This is a genomic window from Mesorhizobium sp. M1D.F.Ca.ET.231.01.1.1, assembly GCF_003999155.2.
Taxonomy (GTDB): Bacteria; Pseudomonadota; Alphaproteobacteria; order Rhizobiales; family Rhizobiaceae; genus Mesorhizobium.
In genome coordinates, this window is sequence record NZ_RZOZ02000001.1 from 852873 (window position 1) to 873697 (window position 20825).

The following is a 20825-nucleotide window of genomic DNA, read 5'->3' on the forward strand; positions in this document are numbered from 1 at the left end:
ATGCCCAACAAGATGCTGATAGACGCCTCCCACCCGGAGGAAACACGCGTTGTCGTCGTTCGCGGTAACCGCATCGAAGAATTCGACTTTGAATCCCAGGACAAGAAGCAGCTCAAAGGAAACATCTATCTCGCCCGCGTAACCCGCGTCGAACCTTCCCTCCAGGCAGCCTTTGTCGAATATGGCGGCAACCGTCACGGGTTTCTCGCCTTCAGTGAAATTCATCCCGACTACTACCAGATCCCGGTCGCCGACCGTCAGGCCCTGCTGCGCGCCGAGGCGCAGGAGGCCGAGGACGAAGACGACGAGGAGGCTGAGGCCGGCGAGGAGCAGCAGGCGCGCGATCGCGGCGGCCGCCGCAGCCGCCGCCGTGGCGGCAAGAATCGCGACCGCGCCGAGCAGAAGCGCGGCGCCGATGCTGCCGGCACCGATGAAAGTAGCGAAAACGCCGAAGACATCGCCGCTGCCAGTGCCTCCGTCAACGAGCTCGGCGAGGCAGCCGATGCCACAACGGAGGCCGCCGAAACAGTCTCCGGGACGGTCGAGGCCGTAACAGAGACAACCGGCGAAGACGAGAACGAGGCTCCGAAGGCCGGCAGCGACACCGACAACAGTGACGCCGCCGAAAGCGAGAAGCCTTCCGAGGGCGGCCCCACCTCGATGGCCGCCAGCATCGAAGCGGATGTGATTTCGGAAGCGGTGCCGCAGGCTGAATCCGCCAGCGAGACCGCTCCGTCCGACGAAGCCGCTCCCAGCGACAGCGATCGCGGCATGCTCGAGGAGGTGCAGTCCGCGCATTCGGACGAGCACGAGATCGAGTCGGTCGGCGCCGAGGATGCGCTGGAAGAGGTCCGCAACCGCCGCAAGCCGGTTCGCCGCCAGTACAAGATCCAGGAAGTCATCAAGCGCCGCCAGATCCTTCTGGTCCAGGTCGTCAAGGAAGAGCGCGGCAACAAGGGCGCGGCGCTCACCACCTATCTGTCGCTCGCCGGCCGTTACTCGGTGCTGATGCCCAACACCGCGCGCGGCGGCGGCATCTCGCGCAAGATCACCAATGCCCAGGACCGCAAGCGGCTGAAGGAGGTCGTCGCCGATCTTGAGGTACCGCAGGGCATGGGCGTCATCCTGCGCACCGCCGGCGAAAGCCGCACCAAGGCCGAGATCAAGCGCGACTACGAATATCTGATGCGGCTTTGGGAGAACGTCCGAAGCCTGACGCTGCAGTCCACGGCCCCGGCCCTGGTCTATGAGGAAGGCAGCCTGATCAAGCGCTCGGTGCGCGACCTCTACAACAAGGATATCGACGAGATCCTGGTCTCCGGCGACGACGGCTATCGCGAGGCCAAGGACTTCATGCGCATGCTCATGCCGAGCCATGCCAAGGTGGTGCAGCCTTACCGCGACACCACCCCGATCTTCGTGCGCAACGGCATCGAAGCGCAGCTCGACCGCATGCTGCAGCCGCAGGTGACGCTGAAGAGCGGCGGCTACATCATCATCAACCAGACCGAGGCGCTGGTCTCGATCGACGTCAACTCCGGCCGCTCCACCAAGGAGCATTCGATCGAGGATACCGCGCTCCACACCAACCTGGAGGCCGCCGAGGAAGTCGCCCGGCAGCTGAGGCTGCGCGACCTTGCCGGCCTGATCGTCATCGACTTCATCGACATGGAGGAGAACCGCAACAACCGCTCCGTCGAGAAGCGGCTGAAGGATCACCTCAAGAACGACCGCGCCCGCATCCAGGTCGGCCGTATCTCGCATTTCGGCCTGATGGAGATGTCGCGCCAGCGCATCCGCGCCAGCGTGCTGGAATCGACGATGAAGCCCTGCCCGCATTGCGGCGGTACCGGCCATGTGCGCTCCGACTCTTCGGTGGCGCTGATGGTGGTACGGGCGATCGAGGAATTCCTGCTCAAGGATTCGCGCAGCCACATCATCGTGCGCACGCCAGCGGCGACCGCGCTCTATGTGCTCAACCACAAGCGCGCCAATCTGGTCGAGCTCGAGGCCCGGTTCGGCCTGACCATCACGCTCGAAGCCGACGAGACGCTGGGCTCGCAGCACTACGCGATCTTCCGCGGCGCCGTGGCGGAGAAGCCTGAAGGCTTTGTCGAGGTGCGCAGCTTGCCGACCTATGTCGAGCCGGAAGAGCCCGAGGACGAGATCGTCGTCGAGGAGGAGGAAGAGGTATCGGTCGAAGCCGAACAGCCGCGCCATCCGCAGCAGGGACAGCAGCAGCAAAGGTCCGAGGACGGCGAAGGCCGCAAGCGTCGCAAGCGCCGCCGGCGGCGCGGCGGCAAGGATCGCGACCGCGAGCACCAGCCCCATGGCGATGCCGTTTCGGTCCCCGCGTCGGCGGATGCGGCAGTGACATCGGACGAAGCAACAGCCGAGGTCACGGCTGAAGCACCGGCCGAGGCGGAAGCGGCCGAGGACGATCACGGCAAGAAGCGCCGGCGCGGCAAGCGCGGCGGCAAGCGCAATCGCCGCGAGGACGGCGAAACCGCTGCGGATGCCATCGCCGGCGATGACCTCGCAGGCGATGAAGCGGACGTCAAAGCTCCCGAAGGCGCGCCGCCGGTCGCGGCAGCCGAAGAGCAGGCGGCGCCCTCGCCCGCCAATGACGATGCTCCGGAGGCGGAGAAGCCGAAGAAGCCGCGCCGTGCATCGCGATCAAAGAAGGCCGCCGAGGAAACGGTCTCCGAGAAAGCGCCCGAACCGGCGGCGGAAACTCCCGCCGAACCTGCGGCCGCCGAACCGGAACCGGCAGTCGCTGCTTCGGCTCCGACCGAGGCCGAAGCGCCCGTCAATGCGCACCCGACGCGGCGCAAGGCCCAGTCGACCGACGCGCCGGTCGTCCCGGTCGTTTCGTCCAGCGTCACCGACGAGGCCAAGGCCGAGGAAAAGCCGAAGCGCGCCGGCTGGTGGCAGCGAAAAGGCTTTTTCTAGGATTTTCAGCCGATTAAGCTGATCTTTTAACAAGAAAATCCCGCGCCGTTCGGCGCGGGATTTTCTTTTTCGGACGCCTTCAATTCCGAGGTCCTGAACTTTTAATCGCGTCGTGGCGAAGCGCATTCAGGCGCCGCGCTTTGAAACCTTGTTTGATGCATGTCGTTCTCCCAAACCGCTCCACGCTTTTGGGCGATACGCATTGGTCAAGGCGCGAAGATCGACCAGTTCATCATCCTGGCGAGCTTTTCCAGCGCGATCGAGCCGAGCTTGGAGTTGCCGTTCTCGTTGAGACCCGGCGACCAGACGGCGAGCGAGGCGACGCCGGGTACGATGCCAAGAATGCCGCCGCCGACGCCGCTTTTTCCCGGAATGCCGACACGGAAGGCGAAGTCGCCGGAGCCGTCATAGTGGCCGCAGGTCAGCATCAGCGCGCCGATGCGGCGCGCCCGCTCGGCCGACACCACGGAGTGCCCGGTCGCCGGATTCCTGCCGCCATTGGCGAGGAAGCGGCCGGCCATGGCGAGCTGCCGGCAACTCATCGCAATGGCGCAATGGTGGAAGTAGACGCCCAAGGCCAGCTCCGGCTCGTGGTGGAGATTGCCGAAGGATTTCATGTAATTGGCCAGGGCGAAATTGCGGTAGCCGGTGGCGCGCTCGGAGGCAGCGACGTCGCGGTCGATGATGATCGTTTCGTCGTCGGCGAGGAACTGGACGAAGCGCAGGATCTCGCCGATCGCCTCGCGCGGCTGATGGCCGGCAAGCAGGATGTCGGAGATGACGATGGCGCCGGCATTGATGAACGGATTGCGCGGGATGCCGTTCTCATGCTCGAGCTGGACGATCGAATTGAACGGATTGCCGGAGGGCTCCCGGCCAACGCGATGCCAGAGCGCATCGCCGACCTTGCCCAGCGCCAGCGTCAGCGTGAACACTTTCGAGACGCTCTGGATCGAAAACGACTGGTCGGCATCGCCGGCAAGGAGGACGCGGCCGTCATTGGTGACGGCGGCAATGCCGAATTTCCTCGGATCGACCTTGCCGAGCTGCGGGATATAGGTGGCGACATTGCCGCGATCGGTGCGTTCCGCCATTTCGGCGGCCACATCGGCCAGCGCTTGCTCGAGTTCCGGCATGGGCGTCTATTTCAGCCAGCGTTCGATGCGCGCCAGCGCCTCGACCATTTCGTCATGGCTGCCGGCATAGGAGAAGCGCATGGTGCGGTGGCCCTGCAGCGGATCGAAGTCGCGCCCGGGAGTGGCCGCCACATGCGCCTCGGCCAGCATCTTGCGCGCGAAGGCCATGCTGTCGTTGGTGTGCCGGGTAACGTCGCAGAAGGCGTAGAAAGCGCCGTCCATCGGCGCCGCGAGCGCGAAACCGAGCTCCGGGAGACGCTTCATCAGCAAGTCCCGGTTCCAGGCATAGCGGGCCTTCACCGCTTCCAGCTCTTCCGTGGCCTTGAAAGCTTCGATCGCCGCGACCTGCGACAGTTCCGGCGGCGAGATGTAGAGGCTCTGGGCGATGCGCTCGACCGGCCGCACCAGCTCTTCCGGCAGCACCATCCAGCCGATGCGCCAGCCGGTCATGCAGTAGTATTTCGAGAACGAGTTGATCACGGTCACGCTGGCGCCACAGGAAAGCGCGGTCGTATCCGGCGCAGCATAGGCCAACCGGTGGTAGATCTCGTCCGACAGCACGGCGATGCCGAGCTCTTCGGCTGTCGTCACAAGCGCCGCGAGCTCCTCCGCAGGGATCACCGCGCCCGTCGGATTGGCGGGGCTGGCGAACAGCACGCCCTTCAGCGGCTTTTCGCGATGCGCGGCCTTCAGGTGTTCGGCGTGCAGATAGGCATCCGAGCCGAGCTCGATCTCGACGATCTCGATGCCGAGCGCGGCCATGATGTTGCGGTAGGCCGGATAGCCGGGCGCCGCAATGGCGACACGGTCGCCCGGATCGAACATCGCCAGGAAAGCCAGGTTGAAGGCTGCCGACGAGCCGGTGGTGACGGCGATGCGGGCCGGGGCGACATCGATTCCGTAGTGCTCGCCATAGTGCGTGGCGATCGCCTTGCGCAGTTCTGCCAGCCCCAAAGCATCGGTGTAACCGATGCGACCGTGCTTAAGGGCAAGAGCCGCGGCTTCTCGGACGCCGGCCGGCGCTGGGTCCGACGGCTGGCCGACCGCCATCGACACCACGGGAACGCCGGTGGCCTTCAGCCGGTTGGCTTCGGCCAGGATATCCATGGCGTGGAACGGCTCGACCTCGCCGCGGCGTGAAAGCGAAACGACCATCTGACCTCTCGTTCAGCCTGCCTTTGTTTTCTGGAGCAATTCCGGGCCGAAACCGCCGCGCGGTTCCTTGGAATTGCCTGGGTTGGCGGCAGCGCCGCACAAATGCCCGATTGATGTGGGGATCACAAGCGCGCAGGAAGTTATCGGCGCCGACTTTTCATCCTTCGCCCGCTCGTCTACCAGTGGACCTGCCATGTTGAGCCGACCCCGAACGATAATTGACAGATCGACCGCGATAGGGCGAACCGCGCGCGGATTCGCGACACTCCTGCTTGCCGCCGCCGTTGCGGTATCCGCTTCCGTGAACGCCTTCGCACAGGGCGTCCCGGTGGTGCGCGACGCCGAGATCGAGGCGCTGGTGCGCGACTATGCCCGGCCGATCTTCAGGGCGGCGGGCCTAGCCAATGACGGCATCGACATCGTTCTCGTCAACGACCAGAGCTTCAACGCCTTCGTGACGGGCCGCCGCCTGTTCATCAACACCGGCGCGCTGGTGACGGCCGAAACGCCGAACGAGATCATCGGCGTCATCGCGCACGAGGCCGGCCATATTGCCGGCGGCCACCAGCAGAAGCTGCGCGACCAGCTCGACCGCGCCAAGACCATGGCCATCATCGCCACTTTGCTCGGCGCGGGCGCTATGGTCGCCGGCGCCACGACCAACAGCCGCGGCCTTGCCGGCGCCGGCATGGGCGTCGCCGCCGGCGGCGGTGAGATGGCACAGCGCAGCATCCTTGCCTATCAGCGAGGCGAAGAAATCACCGCCGACCGCTCGGCGATCACCTATCTCAATGCCACCGGTCAGTCCGGCATGGGCATGCTGAAGACCTTCGCCCGCTTCCAGAGCGCGCTTTCGCTGTCGGGCACCCAGCTCGATCCCTACCGGATCAGCCATCCGATGCCGCAAGAACGCATCGCCAACCTCGAAGTGCTGGTCAAGGCGAGCCCGTACGTCAACCAGGTCGACCCGCCGGCGCTGCAGCAGCGCCACGACATGATGCGCATCAAGATCGCCGCCTATATGCAGGGCCAGGCGGCCGTGGCGCGGCTGATGCGCAAGAACCCGACCAGCCTCGCCGCGCGCTATGGCGACGCGCAGCAGACCTATCTCTACGGCAATCCGGGCGCCGCACTGACAAAGACCGCGGCGCTGATCAAGGAACAGCCGAAGAACCCCTATTTCCAGGAGCTGCGCGGCGACATCCTGATGAAGGTCAACAAGCCCAAGGATGCCGCGGATGCCTATGCCAAGGCCGTCAGCCTCGACCCGGCGCGGTCCGGGCTGCTCCTGGTCTCGCTCGGGCAGGCGCTTATGGCGGTCGGCACGCCGGAATCGATCAAGAAGGCGGTGACGCAGCTCAACAACGGCGTCGGGCGCGACAAGGAGAATGCGGAAGCCTATCGCTATCTGGCGCAGGCCTATGGCGAATTGGGGCAAATCCCGGCCGCCGACCTTGCGACCGCCGAGGGTCATTTCTATTCGGCCGACTACAAGAACGCGAAAATCTTCGCCATGCGCGCTCAACAGAAATTGAAGCGCGGCGAGCCAGGCTGGCTTCGCGCGCAGGATATCATAAACTACACGCCATCGAACAAACTCAAATGAACGTCCCGGCCGCGCGCGGCGACTAAGGCGGACCGGTACAGGCAGAAGGAACTGGTCATGAACAAGGCAATCCTGCTCGGCAGCGCCGGCGTGGCGGTAGCGCTCGGCATGCTGGCATTCGGCTTCGTGGCAGGAAGCCCGCAGGCCGCCAAGGCCGATACGACGCAAGCCATCCAGGTGGCCTCCACGGACAGCAAGATCGACCGCAAGGAGGTCGAAGGCATCATCCGCGACTATCTGTTGAAGAACCCGGAAGTCCTGCTCGAGGTTCAGGACGCGCTCGAGGCCAAGCAGAAGGAGGAGCAGCGGCTCGCCGCGCTCGGCGTCATCAAGGACGCGAAGGATGAGATCTTCAACTCCACCTTCGACGGCGTCGTCGGCAACCCGAAGGGCAAGGTGACCATCGTCGAGTTCTACGACTACAATTGCGGCTTCTGCAAACGCGCCATCGAGGACATGAAGGCGCTGACCAAGGCCGATCCGGACCTGCGCTTCGTGCTGAAGGAATTCCCGATCCTCAGCCCCGATTCGCAAAAAGCCAGCGTGGTGTCGATGGCCTTCCACCTGATGATGCCGGAGAAGTACGGCGAGTTCCACACCGCGCTGCTCGGCGGCCAGGGCCGCGCCACCGAATCCACCGCCATGAAGGTCGCGCTTTCGCTCGGCGCCGACGAGGCCAAGCTGCGCGAGAAGATGAAGGATCCGAGCATCAACGAAGCGCTGTCTCGAACCTACGACCTCGCCACCAAGCTGTCGATCACCGGCACGCCGTCCTATGTGGTCGGCAACGAGGTGGTGTTCGGCGCGCTCGGACAGCAGGTCCTGGCGGAAAAGATCGAGCAGGCCAAGAGCGCGCTCTAGTTCGTCTCGGGTCGCGACAACGGGCGGATTTCCGCCTGTTGTGGACAGCGAAAGAACGCACTTGCGCTCTTTTCGCCGGCGGCTATGCCCATTATAGAGGTCCGGCGCGCCGGCTTGAGGCCGGCGCCGAAGAGGTCGGCATATTTGAAAACGATTTTCGTCCTGAACGGTCCCAATCTCAATGCACTCGGCAAGCGCGAGCCGGGGATCTATGGCGGCAAGACGCTTGCCGCCATAGCCGAGGATTGCAAGGCCGCCGGCGCGGCGCTCGGGCTGGAGATCGATTTCCGCCAGTCCAATCATGAGGGCGACTTGGTCGACTGGATCCAGGAGGCCGGCGACAAGGCCGCTGGCATCGTGATCAATCCCGGCGCCTACGGCCACACCTCGATTGCCATCCACGACGCCATCCGCGCCGTCGCGCCGCTGCCCGTCGCTGAAGTCCATCTTTCCAATATCCACGCGCGGGAGCCTTTCCGCCACGTCTCCATGGTCGCGCCGGTCGCTGTCGGCATGATCTGCGGGTTCGGGCCACTCGGCTACACGCTTGCGCTGCAGGCACTGGCGGCACGCCTGTGACCGGCTCCCAAACAGAAGGCTCGAAAATGTCGATAAAGAAGAACGGTGTTGACCAGCAGCTGATCCGCGATCTGGCGGGCATACTGAACGACACCAACCTGACCGAGATCGAGGTCGAGCTCGGCGACCTGAAGGTGCGCGTGTCGCGTCAGTCGCAGGCCGTCCACGCGGTCGCGGCTCCGCTTCCTGTTCCAGCCGCCGCGATTGCCGCGCCGGCCCAGGCGGCAGCCGCGGCACCTGCGACAATAGCTGACCCCTCCAAGAACGCCGTGCCCTCGCCGATGGTCGGCACCGCCTATCTGGCGCCCTCGCCCGACGCCAAGCCGTTCGTCGAGATCGGCCAGAAGGTGAAGGAAGGCCAGACGCTGCTCATCATCGAAGCGATGAAGACGATGAACCAGATACCCTCGCCGCGCGCCGGCACGGTGACGGCGATCCTGATCGAGGACGCCCAGCCGGTCGAATACGGCATGCCGCTCGTGGTCATCGAGTAGAGCCGGGAACAGCGGGCAGATGTTCCAAAAAATCCTCATCGCCAATCGCGGCGAAATCGCGCTCCGGGTGCTGCGCGCCTGCAAGGAGCTCGGCATCCAGACGGTGGTGGTCCATTCGACGGCCGATTCCGACGCTATGCATGTGCGGCTAGCCGACGAAAGCGTCTGCATCGGCCCGCCGCCGTCGCGCGAAAGCTATCTCAACATCCACCAGATCGTCGCCGCCTGCGAGATCACCGGCGCGGATGCCGTGCATCCGGGCTACGGTTTCCTGTCGGAAAACGCCAAGTTCGCCGACATCCTCGCCGCTCACAACATCACCTTCATCGGCCCGTCGGGCGACCATATCCGCATCATGGGCGACAAGATCGAGGCCAAGCGCACGGCAAAGCGCCTCGGTATCCCGGTGGTGCCCGGTTCCGACGGCGCGATCACCGATGAGAAGGAAGCGAAACGCGTCGCGGCCGAGATCGGCTATCCGGTGATCATCAAGGCTTCGGCCGGCGGCGGCGGCCGCGGCATGAAGGTGGCCCGCACCGAGGCCGATCTCGAAGTGGCACTGCAGACGGCCAAATCGGAAGCCGGCGCCGCCTTCGGCGACGATGCCGTCTACATCGAGAAATATCTGGAGAAGCCGCGCCATATCGAATTGCAGGTTTTCGGCGACGGCGCCGGCCACGGCGTGCATTTCGGCGAGCGCGACTGCTCGCTGCAGCGCCGCCACCAGAAGGTGTGGGAGGAGGCCAACTCGCCCGCGCTCAACGCCGAGGAGCGCTCGCGCATCGGCGGCATCTGCGCCAAGGCGATCGCCGATCTCGGCTATTCCGGCGCCGGCACCATCGAATTCCTCTACGAGAACGGCGAGTTCTATTTCATTGAGATGAACACCCGCCTGCAGGTCGAGCATCCGGTGACGGAAGCCATCACCGGCATCGACCTCGTGCATGAGCAGATCCGCGTCGCCTCCGGCGGCGGACTGTCGGTCAGGCAGGAAGACATCAAGTTCAACGGCCACGCCATCGAGTGCCGCATCAATGCCGAGGATCCGCGCACCTTCACGCCGTCGCCCGGCACGATCACGCATTTCCACACACCCGGCGGCCTCGGCATCCGCGTCGATTCCGGCGTCTATTCCGGTTACCGCATCCCGCCTTACTACGACAGCCTGATCGGGAAGCTGATCGTGCATGGGCGCAACCGCGTCGAATGCATGATGCGGCTGCGCCGGGCGCTGGACGAGTTCGTCGTCGACGGCATCAAGACGACGCTGCCGCTGTTCCGCGACCTCGTCGGCAATCCGGATATCGCCAATGGCGACTACGACATCCACTGGCTGGAAAAATACCTGGCCAAGGAGGACTAGGCTCAACTTGCAGCTATAATGCCGCGATGACCCGCCCCTACGCGCCCGGCTATCGCATTCCGACCGACCTGCTGCTGAAAGCCTATGCCTCGGGCGTCTTCCCGATGGCCGAGAGCGCGACCGACCCGGAAGTGTTCTGGGTGCGGCCGGAAACGCGCGGCATCATCCCGCTCGACGGATTTCACACGCCGCGCAGCCTGAAGAAGACGATCCGCAGGCACCCTTTCGACATCCGCTTCGATTTCGATTTCGAGGCGACAATCGACGGCTGCGCCGAAAGGCGCGACGAGCGCCGCTCGACCTGGATCAACGCGCCGATTCGCGAAGCCTATGTCGAGCTCTACCGGCTGGGCCACTGTCATTCTGTGGAGGCGTGGCGCGGGGGCCGGCTGGTCGGCGGCCTCTATGGCGTTTCGCTCGGGCGCGTGTTCTTCGGCGAAAGCATGTTCGCCCGGGAAACCGACGCCTCGAAGACGTGCCTCTACTATCTGGTCGAGCGGTTGAACGAGCGTCGCTTCGCGCTCCTCGACACGCAGTTCACCACCGAGCACCTCAAGCGCTTCGGCGCGATCGACGTGCCGCGCAGCCGCTATGAGAAGATGCTGGCCGAGGCCTTGAAGGGCGACGCGATCTTCTATCCCTGAGGGCAGCCGTCATTGGTCGGTCGATGTTTCAATCGGCGTCTGGGCGTGGAACATCATCTTCCATCCATCGGCGCGATGGACATAGCCTGTGCTGACCAGAGCGGCATAGGGCTCGCCGCTTTCCCTCGTCGCATGAGCCTCGTAGGTCAGCATGACGATATCGCTGCCCGGCTCGACCATGCCTTTCAGCCGGATGTCTAGATCGCGCCAGCGGTTGGGCTTCGTGGCGGTCTTGGCCAGATCGGCGTTGGCCATCGCTTTCGCCATCTCCGGAAAAGCGACGAGGCACTCCACATCGGCATGAGCCGCAAAATATGCGGAATCACCGGTCCAGAACCCTTTCTCGAGATCGAGAAGCTCTTTCTTGCTGGCCGCGATCGGCCTGATCTTTGCCATGGTGGAATCCTCCCGTTGCCGTCTACCAACGGATTGCGAAAACGAGAGTTCCGAAGTCAGTTCTGGTCGGTGGTGTCGGTGCCGTCCGGTGCGGGTGCTGCGTCCGCCGGCTGCTCCTGGGCGGCCGCCTTCGGCTTGGCGGCATTTGGCTTCTGCTTGGCCGTATCGGCCTTGGCTGCGGTCGGCGGCGGCACGTCAGACTTCTGCTTGCAGCCTTTCAGCCAGACGTCATAGACCGCATGCTCGACGGCGTTGAGGCCGGGGCTTTCGGCGAACATCCAGCCGGTGAAGATGCGGCGGATCTTGCGGTCGAGCGTGATCTCGTCCACCTCGACGAAGGAATCGGTCTTCGGCTGTTCGGTCTCGGGCCGCGAATAGCAGACGCGCGGCGTCACCTGCAGGGCGCCGAACTGCACCGTCTCATCGATATAGACGTCGAAGGTGATGATGCGACCGGTGATCTTGTCGATGCCGGCGAATTCGGCGACCGGGTTGGTGATGCGGTCGGAGACTGCCGGCGCCGCCGGCTCCTGCGCAGCGGCGAACACCGCCGTCGAGGCGGCCAGAACAGAAGCTGCCGCGAACAGTCCCGTCGAAAGTCGGCCGAAAAAGTTCATGCAAGGATACCGGTGGTTGCGCCCGGGTGATTCTTTCAATCGCCCAAGGCTAGTCATGGCTGCGATATCAGCAAGCAGCTAAACGCCAATTGTGGCGACAAAGGACCGAAAACCGCAGTTACGAACCGGGCGTCCAGGCGTCGTAGTCGCCGGTCACCTGCGGGCGATGCTGGTCGGTCAGGATGGAGCCCTGCGGGCGATAGGCGCCGGGCGTTCCGGTCAGGTTCGGCCGATGCGGCTTCTGCCAGTCGCGAGCCTTGTAGCTCTCGCTCGGCGGAGGCGTGTCGACGCGGTGATGGATCCAGCCGTGCCAGCCCGGCGGGATCTTCGAGGCTTCGGAGTAATCGCGATAAATGACCCAGCGGCGGGTGCGGCCTTCCGAATCGATGCCGCCTTCGTAGTAGACGTTGCCGGCCTCGTCCTCTCCCACCTTCTTGCCGAACCGCCAGGTGTGGAAGCGCGTGCCCAGCGTCTGGCTGTTCCACCAGGTGAAAAACTGCAACAGGAAAGTCTTCATCCGGATCCTCGTGGCGGCAGCGGCCGCGCCGTTTCCTGCTTATGGCGTCAGGTCATCGCGAAGGCAAGGGCTTTGCCGCGCCGGCCGATGGTAAATGCTTCTGCGCTAAATCGATACAGGCGCGCAAGGCGCGGCAACCTGCTTGCCAAGCGTTGCCCGTGTTTCTAAAGCTCGCACGCCCGGCAAGCGGCTAGTTGGCCCAAGCCGGTTGAGGGAGGTGACGATTGGCCCCAGAACGATCTACCGGCAACAGGATCGGCGCCGAAGACATTCGCCGCCGCAAGGGTGGCGTGCCGATCGTCTGTCTTACCGCTTATACATATCCGATCGCCCGCATGCTCGATCCGCATGTTGACCTGCTTTTGGTCGGCGACAGCGTCGCCATGGTTCTGCATGGCCATGCCACGACACTCGGCGCCTCGCTGGAGATGATGATTGCCCATGGACAGGCGGTGATGCGCGGCTCGACAAAAGCCTGCGTCGTCGTCGACATGTCTGCCGGCAGCTACGAGGCCTCCCCGGGGGACGCAGTTGCCTCGGCAAGGCGCATCGTCGGCGAGACCGGGTGCCAGGCGGTCAAGCTCGAAGGCGGCGTCGACATGGCTGCGCAGATCGCGGCGATCGTCGCCGAAGGCATTCCGGTGATGGGCCATATCGGCCTGCAGCCGCAGTCCGTGGAAAAGGACGGCGGCTACAAGATCAAGGGCCGGACCGAGGAAAACATTGCCGCGCTGTTTCGTGACGCCGAAGCGGTCGAAAGGGCCGGCGCTTTCTCGGTTGTCATCGAGGGCACGGTGGAAGCCGTGGCATCGGACCTCACCCGTCATATCTCGATCCCGACGATCGGCATCGGCGCCAGCGGCGACTGCGACGGCCAGATCCTGGTCATCGACGACATGATCGGCATGACCGTCGACAGGGTGCCGAAATTCGTCAAGGAATACGCAAACTTGCGTGACACCATTGCGGATGCGGCGGCGCGCTACGCCGCCGAGGTGCGCAGCCGCGAATTTCCGGGACAAGACCACGTCTTTTCGGCGACATCGGGCAAGGACGAGGCATGAGCGGGCCAATCGTCGTCGACAGCGTCGCAGCACTTCGCGCGCAAATCCGGGACTGGCGCCGGGAGGGCCTCAAGGTCGCCATGGTGCCGACCATGGGCGCCCTGCATGACGGGCACATCTCGCTGGTCAGGATCGCGCTCGAAAAGGCCGATCGCTGCCTCGTCTCGATCTTCGTCAATCCGACCCAGTTCGCGCCGACCGAGGACCTGGACAAATATCCGCGCCAACTGGCTCGCGATCTCGACCGGCTGCGGGAGGCGGGGGCGCATCTCGCCTTCACGCCGGTCGTCGCGGAAATGTACCCGGCGGGCTTCGCCACCAGGATCTCCATCGGCGGCCCCGCTTCCGGCCTCGAAACGAATTTCAGGCCGAGCTTCTTCGACGGTGTCGCGACGGTGGTGGCCAAGCTTTTCCTGCAGGCGGCGCCCGACTGCGCGATCTTCGGCGAGAAGGACTATCAGCAGCTTTGCGTCGTGAGACAACTGTGCCGCGATCTCGACCTGCCGGTCGAGATCGTCGGCGCGCCGACAGTGCGCGACGACCACGGTCTCGCCATGTCGTCGCGCAACGCCTATCTCGGCGAGACCGAACTTGCTGTTGCGCGCAAGCTCAACGTCGGTCTGCGCCAGACAGCGGCGGCGCTCGCCGCTGGCGCCGACGAGGCGAGCGCTACCCGCGACGCGGCGGAAGCGCTCGTCAGGGCGGGCTTTCGAAAAGTCGACTACGTCGCTGCGCGCGAGGCGGTAACGCTCGCCCCCTGGCGGCGCGACCGCGATGGCCGTCTGCTTGCGGCGGCCTGGCTCGGCACGACAAGGCTGATCGACAATGTCGAGATTTCTCGCGGCTGATCGAAGCGTTCGCGCCCGGCGGTCTACCCCAGCCGCTTCTCCAGGATGAGTGCGGGTATTCCTGAACCGCCGCCGCAATCGGCGGTCCTGCCCGCGGGCCGGAATCCGTTCGCTTCGTAGAAGGCGATCGCCGGGGCATTCGCCGCTTCCACCTCCAGGCGCAGTATCCGGGCTTCCGGAAAGCTCAACTCGACCTCGTCGAGCAGCGACTGGCCGATCCCTTGCCGCTGACAATCCGGATGCACGTAGAGCTGGTTCAAGAGGACTATCTTCGGGTCCGTGGTCGCGGAAGCGTAAGCCATGCCGCCGATGCGCTTGCCATCGTCGGCGATCAGGAATTCCGAATTGGGGCGCGTCAGCCGCGCCCTGAGCGAGGCGATCGAGTGCCAGTCGTCCGTGATTTCAGCAACCCGCCTTGCACCATAGATGGCGTCATAAGTGGCATGCCAGGTCTCGACAAGCAGCGCACGGACGGCAGCGAGATCGCGTTCGCTCGCCGTTCGTACGAACACGCTAGCCCTCGATGCCGAGCTTGGCCTTGACCAGTTCGTTGACCGCCTGCGGGTTCGCCTTGCCGCCGGTCGCCTTCATCACCTGGCCGACGAACCAGCCGGCCATGGTCGGCTTGGCACGCGCCTGCTCGACTTTGTCCGGATTGGCGGCGATGACCTCGTCGACCGCTTTCTCGATGGCGCCGGTGTCGGTCACCTGCTTCATGCCGCGGCTTTCGACGAGCCGACGCGGATCGCCGCCCTCGTTCCAGACGATCTCGAACAGATCCTTGCCGATCTTGCCGGAGATGGTGCCTTCCTTGATGAGATCAATGACGGCGCCGAGCTGATCGGGCGAAACCGGAGCATTTTCAATATCTTTTCCAGCCTTGTTGAGAGCGCCCAACAGGTCATTGATGACCCAGTTGGCGGCAAGCTTACCGTCGCGCCCCGCCGCCACCTTCTCGAAATAGTCGGCGATCGGCTTTTCCGATACCAGCACCGAGGCGTCATAGGTCGACAGCCCCAGCGAGCCGATCAGCCGAGCCTTCTTGTCGTCGGGCAGTTCCGGCAGATGCTGCGCCAAATCATCGACATAGGCCTGGTCGAATTCCAGCGGCAGAAGGTCGGGGTCCGGGAAGTAGCGGTAGTCATGCGCCTCTTCCTTGGAGCGCATCGAGCGCGTCTCGCCCTTGTTGGGATCGAAAAGACGGGTCTCCTGCTCGATCGCGCCACCGTCTTCCAGGATGGCGATCTGCCGGCGCGCCTCGGATTCGATAGCCTGTCCAATGAAGCGGATCGAGTTGACGTTCTTGATCTCGCAGCGGGTGCCGAAGGCCCCTCCGGGGCGGCGCACCGAGACGTTGACGTCGGCGCGCAGCGAGCCTTCGTCCATGTTGCCGTCGCAGGTGCCGAGATAGCGCATGATGGTGCGCAGCTTGCTGACATAGGCCTTGGCCTCATCGGCGGAGCGCATGTCGGGCTTGGAGACGATCTCCATCAGCGCCACGCCGGAGCGGTTGAGGTCGACATAGGACATGGTCGGGTGCTGGTCGTGCATCGACTTGCCGGCATCCTGCTCCAGATGCAGCCGCTCGATGCCGACCTCGATATCCTCGAACTCGCCCTGCCGGTCCGGCCCGACCGAAACGATCACCTTGCCCTCGCCGACGATCGGCTGCTTGTACTGCGAGATCTGGTAGCCCTGAGGCAGGTCCGGATAGAAGTAGTTCTTCCGGTCGAAGACGGACTTATGGTTGATCGTGGCCTTCAGACCGAGCCCGGTGCGGATCGCCTGCTTGACGCATTCCTCGTTGATCACCGGCAGCATGCCGGGCATCGCCGCGTCGACCAGGCTGACATTGGCGTTGGGCGCGGCGCCGAACGAGGTCGAGGCGCCGGAGAAGAGCTTGGCCTCGGACGTCACTTGCGCATGCACTTCGAGCCCGATGATGATTTCCCAATCGCCGGTGGCGCCGGAGATCAGGCGTTTCGGATCGGGCGTGCGGGTATCGATGATGCTCATGGTAGTCCAGATGATTGTTGTCCGGGTTCCCACGCTCTGACGGCGCAGGCTGTCAACCGTTCGCTAGATCAATCGGCTCGGGCTGGCAAGGGAGTCGTCAGTTTGACCGAGATCAATGCATGCGCCTGCTGTCTTGGCCGAGATTGCCACAAAAGCAGGAGTGGCGACGATATGAGCTTACTGGATTATCTGCTCTCAATCGACCTCAGGACCACGCTGATGGGCCGCATGATGCAGACGATGGGGGTCGATCGGCAACTGAAGACTGTTCCGGACCACATTGCCGTTATCAATCGAGCTGCCGACCGCTGCCGTTCATGCGGCCATCAGGCCGAATGCTCGACCTGGCTCGACAGCCACGAACAAGCCGACGTCCCGCCGGATTATTGTCGGAACGCCGACCTGATTGCACGTCTGCGGCATGTAGCCGGCCTGCGCTAGCCCGGGTGCGACCAGCGGAGGACCAGCTACGCAGTGGCGATGTAAGCCCTGATCTCCTCGGCCTCCCGCTCGACATCCTCGATGCGGCGCTTGACCACGTCGCCGATCGACACGATGCCGTCGAGCATGCCGTCCTTTTCCACCGGCAGATGGCGGAAGCGACCCTTCGTCATGATCTCCATCACTTCGTTGACCGTGTGGCTCTCATTGCAGATCTTGACCTTGGGCGTCATGGCCGAACGCACGGGAATATCGAGCGCGGCCGCCCCTTCCCTGGCAAGCACCCGCACGATGTCGCGCTCCGAGAGAATGCCGACGATCTTGCGGTCGCCGTTGGTGATGACGAGAGCGCCGATCCGGTGATCGGTCAGTATTCGGATCGCTTCGCTCAGCTTTTCATTAGGCCCGAGCGTGAACACGTCATGGCCCTTGCTTTCAAGAATTGCCTTAACCGTCATGGCGTCCTCCTCAGCCTTGCCTGCCGGCTCCTGCCAAACCGGCTAGCCCAGCGCCCATGGGAAGACGCCGGGTGACTTAAAGCGCGCAGCGGCGTGCTTTAAGTCCTTGTTTTGATGCATCTCGCTCTCCCAAAACCGCTTCGCAGTTTTGGGCGACATGCATGGCAACATCGTGCGCCGTGATTGGTTGCATTTCAAGTGCGCCGCAGCGTTACTCGGACCGCTGTGGGCGATCGAAAAAACGCAGGCCGAAGAAGCCGGCGACGAAGCCGCCGATATGGGCTTCCCAGGCGATCTGTCCGTCGATGCCCGGCGCAAGGCCGAGCAGGCCCGTGGCGAGGTTGATCACCATCCAGACGCCGAGGAACGTCATGACGCCGCGCAGGCGCAGTACGATTGCGATCGGCAGCGGCTCACCGGCGAAGGCCGCGCTGCCGGATGAGCGGTCGATGCGGAAACCGTAACGCGCCGCAGCCCCCATCATGCCCGAGATCGCGCCCGAAGCGCCGACCAGCGGCATCTCGCCATGGGGGTGCATTGCCCAGAACAGCGCGACCGATGCCAGCCCGGTCGCGGCATAGAACATCCCGAATCGGGTCGCGCCAAGACGATTGGCAAGCGGTGAGCCGAAAGCTGCAAGCCAGACCATGTTGATGGCAATATGGGCGACACTCCCATGCATGAAGGCATAGGTGAAGGGGCGCGTGAACAGGAACCAGTCGAAGCCATACTGGCCGGTGTAGAGCACCGGAATGAAGGCGCCGTCATAGAGCAGCGTCATTTGCTGGTCGTCGTTCAGCACATATTGCTGCAGCAGGAAGACGACCGCGCAGATCCCGATCACCGCCAGCACCACCGGCGGCAGGTTGAATACCGGCTCGCGGCGCGGCTCCGGCGCCTCTTCGCCTGGCTGCGGTTGGGGTTCAGTCGGGCTAACCGGTTCGCTCATGCGCCCCTTGCTGCTGGCTGGGAGACTCAATTTTCGGCCGAGCATGTAGTTCACGCGCGATCGAATCACAAACCGCGAATCGCCACAGCCCGAATCGGATAGGTGCGAATCAAAAAGAAAGCCGTCCAAGGTTTCCCTTGAACGGCCGGTCGAGTCCCCTGCTCCCCGTAAACCTGACTGAAAGTGCTGCCGATCGTTGCGAAACGACCGTTTTGGAGTGGTTTTCGATGTGCCACAGGCCCTGCCGGCGCGCAATGTAAACCACTTGTTAACCTTAACGACCCCGACCCGTGAACAAACGTTGGCGATGCTGGCACGCATCCTGCTTCGCACCGCATGAAGGTCATCGGAGGGCGCCCTGTCTGTTCGCCGATGGGACAGCAAAAAGACAGATTGCCGGAGCGGAATGGAAATGAATCAGATCGGATCAATCACGCTGTTCCAATATTGGAACCAGCTGCGTGATGGCCGCCCTGCCCCGAAGCGCTCGGAAGTCGAGCCGGCGGACATCAAGTCTCTCTTGGCGGACACGTTCATCCTGGAGCGCGACACACGCGGAGAAGCCGTCTTCCGCCTGGCGGGCACCAGGCTCTGCGCCTATTACGGCCGCGAGCTCAAGGGGTTCTCCTTCCCCTCGCTCTGGCGCGAGAAGGACCAGCGGCTGATGTCGCGGCTCATCCACGGCGTCTTCGACCAGAAATCGGTGCTGCTTCTGACCTATGAAGGCTTCAGCCGAAGCGGCCGTTCCAACAAGTTCGAGCTGCTCGCGCTGCCGCTCGATGGCGGCGTCGAGAGCCCTCGCTGCCTCGGCATCGTCAGTGCAGTGGATAAACCGTTCTGGCTCGGTGCCGACCCGCTCGCCGATGCGCTGATCGACGCGATCCGGGTCATCGATCCCGAGAAGGAACCGATGTTCCTGAAAAACCGGCCCGCGATCGACGTTCCGTCGCTCGTGCCGGCGGAGTTCGACGCGCCTGAGACCATCTCGGCGCTCGGCCGCGTGCGGCGTATCCGGCATCTCGTCGTCTTCGACGGCGGGCGCAACGAGTAGGACGGATCGCGAGGCCTATCTACCCCTGATCGGCCTCGCTTTTTGCGCTGTTCGAGCGTCCGGTCTCCCAGCCATTTGAGGCCGGCTTTTTCCCCTTTGTTAACCTCCTTTGCTGTAGCTTTTCCGGTGAAATTCCTCGCATCGTCGCGAGGAATGCCAACGGGGTGTAGGCAAGTCATGAGGTCAGCGGCGGCAGACTACGCGCCGTCCCGCGTGGAGCGGCGCAATTTTCAGCGTGTCCGGGTGAAAATCTACGGACGCTTCATGCTGGAGGACCGCACAGAGCATTCGTGCCAGGTGATCGACATGTCGCCCGGCAACGTCGCCTTGCGCACCGAACGCATCGGCATGCCGGGCGAGAAGGTCATTGCCTATATCGACCATATCGGTCGCATCGAAGGCATCGTGACGCGGACCTCGCAGGACGGTTTTGCCATGACCGTCATCGCTTCGGACCGCAAGAAGGACAAGCTCGCCGCGCAGCTCACCTGGCTCGCCAACAAGCATGAGTTGGATCTGCCGGAAGACCGGCGCCATGAGCGCGTCGCGCCGCGCAATCCGATGAGCGTGCTGCAGCTCACCGACGGGCGCCAGTACCAATGCCGCATCATCGACCTGTCGCTTTCTGGCGCAGCGATCGAGATCGACGTCAAGCCGGCAATCGGCGTGCAGGTGATGCTCGGAACAATGCGCGGCCAGGTGGTGCGTCACTTCGAGGACGGCGTCGCCATCGAATTCGCCGTCATCCAGCGGCCGGAGACACTGGACTCGGAATTCAACGCGCCGAGATCCTGATCGCTGCTGAACTCAAGCATGCATCAAACCGGCCGCCAGCGGCCGGTTTTTTGTTGGGCGCTCCGGTGCCCTTCCGCGGGCCACACGGCCGAGCAAAATCTCAACGATCCGAAATCGAGATAGTTCAAGTTTTATATTTATTCTAGGGGCGTTTTACTCAATATCTACTTCGGGTTTTTGCGTCAAATAAATCCCAACGTGGCACAGTCTCTCGCAAACGGGGAGACTACCATAATGAAAATGACGAGGGGCAAGCTGTTGCTCTTGGCAATGGCGATGCAGCTTTCCGCCTGGGGCACGGCAAGCGCTGGACCGGTGTTCATGCATACGGGTGGCCGCACCACCCAGCCGGTCGGGCACTATGAATTCTGTCAGCGTATTCCGGTCGAATGTATCGAGAAGACCCCGAAGGGAACGCCGGTCGACCTGACCCGCAAGCTGTGGGCGACGATCATCAACGTCAACAATTCGGTGAACACCCGCGTCAAGCCGCGCACCGACATGGAGATCTACGGGGTCGAGGAATACTGGGCCTATCCCGACAACGGCTATGGCGACTGCGAGGACTATGCGCTGGAGAAGCGCCGCCAACTGATGGCCGTGGGCGTCCCCGCCGGCGACCTCTTGATGACGGTCGTACGGCAGCCGAACGGCGACGGCCATGCGGTGCTGACGGTGCGCACCAGCCTCGGCGAATTCATCCTCGACAATCTCGAGCCGAAAGTGCTCGCCTGGAACGACACGGTCTACACCTACCTCAAACGTCAATCGACCGAGAACTCAGGCGTTTGGGTTTCGATCAGCGACGGCCGCGAGGACGCCGTCGCCAGCGTCCGCTAGGACGCCGATGCATGTCGCCCAAAAGTGCGCAGCGGTTTTGGGG

Annotated in this window: 22 protein-coding genes; 13 read left to right on the plus strand and 9 right to left on the minus strand. The window is 63.8% G+C overall.

What is annotated here, in order from left to right; translation table 11 throughout:
- Window positions 1–2952, plus strand: a complete 2952-nt coding sequence (locus EN874_RS04315) for an Rne/Rng family ribonuclease (protein WP_127424169.1) — start codon at window positions 1–3, stop codon at window positions 2950–2952.
- A gap of 206 nt (window positions 2953–3158) precedes the next feature.
- Here the strand turns inward: EN874_RS04315 and EN874_RS04320 are convergent, their stop codons facing one another.
- On the minus strand, window positions 3159–4088 hold the full coding sequence (locus EN874_RS04320; protein ID WP_127424170.1) for a glutaminase: 930 nt from the start codon (window positions 4086–4088) through the stop codon (window positions 3159–3161).
- Between the two features lie 6 nt (window positions 4089–4094).
- Complete coding sequence (locus EN874_RS04325; protein ID WP_127424171.1) at window positions 4095–5243, minus strand: aminotransferase class I/II-fold pyridoxal phosphate-dependent enzyme; 1149 nt, start codon at window positions 5241–5243, stop codon at window positions 4095–4097.
- A gap of 193 nt (window positions 5244–5436) precedes the next feature.
- Between EN874_RS04325 and EN874_RS04330 the strand changes: the two genes are divergently transcribed.
- The 6 genes from EN874_RS04330 (at window position 5437) to aat (ending at window position 10790) form a co-directional block, all read left to right on the plus strand.
- Window positions 5437–6849, plus strand: coding sequence for a M48 family metalloprotease (locus tag EN874_RS04330; protein WP_127424172.1), 1413 nt, complete (start codon window positions 5437–5439; stop codon window positions 6847–6849).
- Window positions 6850–6906: 57 nt separating this feature from the next.
- Window positions 6907–7710: a DsbA family protein gene (locus EN874_RS04335; RefSeq protein ID WP_126084166.1), complete on the plus strand. Its 804-nt coding sequence runs from the start codon at window positions 6907–6909 to the stop codon at window positions 7708–7710.
- Between the two features lie 144 nt (window positions 7711–7854).
- Complete coding sequence (aroQ, locus tag EN874_RS04340; protein ID WP_127300631.1) at window positions 7855–8289, plus strand: type II 3-dehydroquinate dehydratase; 435 nt, start codon at window positions 7855–7857, stop codon at window positions 8287–8289.
- A 26-nt stretch (window positions 8290–8315) separates the two neighbouring features.
- Window positions 8316–8783, plus strand: coding sequence for an acetyl-CoA carboxylase biotin carboxyl carrier protein (gene accB, locus EN874_RS04345; protein WP_127424173.1), 468 nt, complete (start codon window positions 8316–8318; stop codon window positions 8781–8783).
- Between the two features lie 19 nt (window positions 8784–8802).
- Window positions 8803–10146 (plus strand): acetyl-CoA carboxylase biotin carboxylase subunit, encoded by a 1344-nt coding sequence (gene accC, locus EN874_RS04350; protein ID WP_127424174.1) that lies wholly within the window; start codon window positions 8803–8805, stop codon window positions 10144–10146.
- Window positions 10147–10172: 26 nt separating this feature from the next.
- Complete coding sequence (gene aat / locus EN874_RS04355) at window positions 10173–10790, plus strand: leucyl/phenylalanyl-tRNA--protein transferase (RefSeq protein WP_127424175.1); 618 nt, start codon at window positions 10173–10175, stop codon at window positions 10788–10790.
- A 9-nt stretch (window positions 10791–10799) separates the two neighbouring features.
- Here aat and EN874_RS04360 read toward each other — a convergent pair whose 3' ends face one another.
- From EN874_RS04360 to EN874_RS04370, 3 genes are all read right to left on the minus strand, one after another.
- Window positions 10800–11186, minus strand: coding sequence for a hypothetical protein (locus EN874_RS04360; protein WP_127424176.1), 387 nt, complete (start codon window positions 11184–11186; stop codon window positions 10800–10802).
- Between the two features lie 56 nt (window positions 11187–11242).
- Window positions 11243–11803: a DUF2155 domain-containing protein gene (locus EN874_RS04365; protein WP_127424177.1), complete on the minus strand. Its 561-nt coding sequence runs from the start codon at window positions 11801–11803 to the stop codon at window positions 11243–11245.
- A 118-nt stretch (window positions 11804–11921) separates the two neighbouring features.
- On the minus strand, window positions 11922–12320 hold the full coding sequence (locus EN874_RS04370; protein ID WP_127424178.1) for an NADH:ubiquinone oxidoreductase subunit NDUFA12: 399 nt from the start codon (window positions 12318–12320) through the stop codon (window positions 11922–11924).
- A gap of 224 nt (window positions 12321–12544) precedes the next feature.
- On the opposite strand from EN874_RS04370, the gene panB reads away from it, so the two are divergent.
- Together panB and panC are read left to right on the plus strand one after the other, a co-directional pair.
- Complete coding sequence (gene panB / locus EN874_RS04375) at window positions 12545–13384, plus strand: 3-methyl-2-oxobutanoate hydroxymethyltransferase (RefSeq protein WP_127424179.1); 840 nt, start codon at window positions 12545–12547, stop codon at window positions 13382–13384.
- Window positions 13381–14232 (plus strand): pantoate--beta-alanine ligase, encoded by an 852-nt coding sequence (panC, locus tag EN874_RS04380; RefSeq protein WP_127424180.1) that lies wholly within the window; start codon window positions 13381–13383, stop codon window positions 14230–14232. Before panB ends, panC begins: the two co-directional genes overlap by 4 nt.
- A gap of 23 nt (window positions 14233–14255) precedes the next feature.
- Here the strand turns inward: panC and EN874_RS04385 are convergent, their stop codons facing one another.
- Both EN874_RS04385 and gatB read right to left on the minus strand, forming a co-directional pair.
- Window positions 14256–14744, minus strand: coding sequence for a GNAT family N-acetyltransferase (locus EN874_RS04385; RefSeq protein ID WP_127424181.1), 489 nt, complete (start codon window positions 14742–14744; stop codon window positions 14256–14258).
- Between the two features lies 1 nt (window position 14745).
- Window positions 14746–16248 (minus strand): Asp-tRNA(Asn)/Glu-tRNA(Gln) amidotransferase subunit GatB, encoded by a 1503-nt coding sequence (gene gatB / locus EN874_RS04390; RefSeq protein WP_126084177.1) that lies wholly within the window; start codon window positions 16246–16248, stop codon window positions 14746–14748.
- A 102-nt stretch (window positions 16249–16350) separates the two neighbouring features.
- Here gatB and EN874_RS04395 point away from each other — a divergent pair, with 102 nt between their 5' ends.
- Window positions 16351–16689: a DUF6455 family protein gene (locus EN874_RS04395; RefSeq protein WP_245513450.1), complete on the plus strand. Its 339-nt coding sequence runs from the start codon at window positions 16351–16353 to the stop codon at window positions 16687–16689.
- A gap of 26 nt (window positions 16690–16715) precedes the next feature.
- Here EN874_RS04395 and EN874_RS04400 read toward each other — a convergent pair whose 3' ends face one another.
- On the minus strand, window positions 16716–17147 hold the full coding sequence (locus tag EN874_RS04400; RefSeq protein WP_126084178.1) for a CBS domain-containing protein: 432 nt from the start codon (window positions 17145–17147) through the stop codon (window positions 16716–16718).
- Window positions 17148–17358: 211 nt separating this feature from the next.
- On the minus strand, window positions 17359–18096 hold the full coding sequence (locus EN874_RS04405; RefSeq protein ID WP_127424182.1) for a rhomboid family intramembrane serine protease: 738 nt from the start codon (window positions 18094–18096) through the stop codon (window positions 17359–17361).
- Window positions 18097–18508: 412 nt separating this feature from the next.
- On the opposite strand from EN874_RS04405, the gene EN874_RS04410 reads away from it, so the two are divergent.
- The 3 genes from EN874_RS04410 to EN874_RS04420 all read left to right on the plus strand — a co-directional run bounded on the left by EN874_RS04410 (window position 18509) and on the right by EN874_RS04420 (window position 20782).
- A complete protein-coding gene (locus EN874_RS04410; RefSeq protein ID WP_127424183.1) occupies window positions 18509–19147 on the plus strand; it encodes a PAS domain-containing protein in 639 nt (212 codons plus the stop codon).
- A 177-nt stretch (window positions 19148–19324) separates the two neighbouring features.
- Window positions 19325–19942, plus strand: a complete 618-nt coding sequence (locus tag EN874_RS04415) for a PilZ domain-containing protein (protein WP_126084181.1) — start codon at window positions 19325–19327, stop codon at window positions 19940–19942.
- Between the two features lie 234 nt (window positions 19943–20176).
- The gene (locus EN874_RS04420) at window positions 20177–20782 is read left to right on the plus strand and encodes a transglutaminase-like cysteine peptidase (protein WP_127424184.1); all 606 of its coding nucleotides are present in this window, start codon (window positions 20177–20179) and stop codon (window positions 20780–20782) included.
- Window positions 20783–20825 lie beyond the last annotated feature (43 nt).

Bases quoted from the DNA above. Each gene is read 5' to 3' on its own strand.
- gatB (WP_126084177.1), bottom strand. From the start codon at position 16,248: ATGAGCATCATCGATACCCGCACGCCCGATCCGAAACGCCTGATCTCC.
- accC (WP_127424174.1), top strand. From the start codon at position 8,803: ATGTTCCAAAAAATCCTCATCGCCAATCGCGGCGAAATCGCGCTCCGG.
- EN874_RS04370 (WP_127424178.1), bottom strand. From the start codon at position 12,320: ATGAAGACTTTCCTGTTGCAGTTTTTCACCTGGTGGAACAGCCAGACG.
- EN874_RS04330 (WP_127424172.1), top strand. From the start codon at position 5,437: ATGTTGAGCCGACCCCGAACGATAATTGACAGATCGACCGCGATAGGG.
- EN874_RS04320 (WP_127424170.1), bottom strand. From the start codon at position 4,088: ATGCCGGAACTCGAGCAAGCGCTGGCCGATGTGGCCGCCGAAATGGCG.
- EN874_RS04420 (WP_127424184.1), top strand. From the start codon at position 20,177: ATGAAAATGACGAGGGGCAAGCTGTTGCTCTTGGCAATGGCGATGCAG.
- EN874_RS04365 (WP_127424177.1), bottom strand. From the start codon at position 11,803: ATGAACTTTTTCGGCCGACTTTCGACGGGACTGTTCGCGGCAGCTTCT.
- EN874_RS04360 (WP_127424176.1), bottom strand. From the start codon at position 11,186: ATGGCAAAGATCAGGCCGATCGCGGCCAGCAAGAAAGAGCTTCTCGAT.
- EN874_RS04325 (WP_127424171.1), bottom strand. From the start codon at position 5,243: ATGGTCGTTTCGCTTTCACGCCGCGGCGAGGTCGAGCCGTTCCACGCC.
- EN874_RS04410 (WP_127424183.1), top strand. From the start codon at position 18,509: ATGAATCAGATCGGATCAATCACGCTGTTCCAATATTGGAACCAGCTG.
- EN874_RS04415 (WP_126084181.1), top strand. From the start codon at position 19,325: ATGAGGTCAGCGGCGGCAGACTACGCGCCGTCCCGCGTGGAGCGGCGC.
- EN874_RS04405 (WP_127424182.1), bottom strand. From the start codon at position 18,096: ATGAGCGAACCGGTTAGCCCGACTGAACCCCAACCGCAGCCAGGCGAA.
- accB (WP_127424173.1), top strand. From the start codon at position 8,316: ATGTCGATAAAGAAGAACGGTGTTGACCAGCAGCTGATCCGCGATCTG.
- EN874_RS04400 (WP_126084178.1), bottom strand. From the start codon at position 17,147: ATGACGGTTAAGGCAATTCTTGAAAGCAAGGGCCATGACGTGTTCACG.
- EN874_RS04335 (WP_126084166.1), top strand. From the start codon at position 6,907: ATGAACAAGGCAATCCTGCTCGGCAGCGCCGGCGTGGCGGTAGCGCTC.
- panC (WP_127424180.1), top strand. From the start codon at position 13,381: ATGAGCGGGCCAATCGTCGTCGACAGCGTCGCAGCACTTCGCGCGCAA.
- aat (WP_127424175.1), top strand. From the start codon at position 10,173: ATGACCCGCCCCTACGCGCCCGGCTATCGCATTCCGACCGACCTGCTG.
- EN874_RS04315 (WP_127424169.1), top strand. From the start codon at position 1: ATGCCCAACAAGATGCTGATAGACGCCTCCCACCCGGAGGAAACACGC.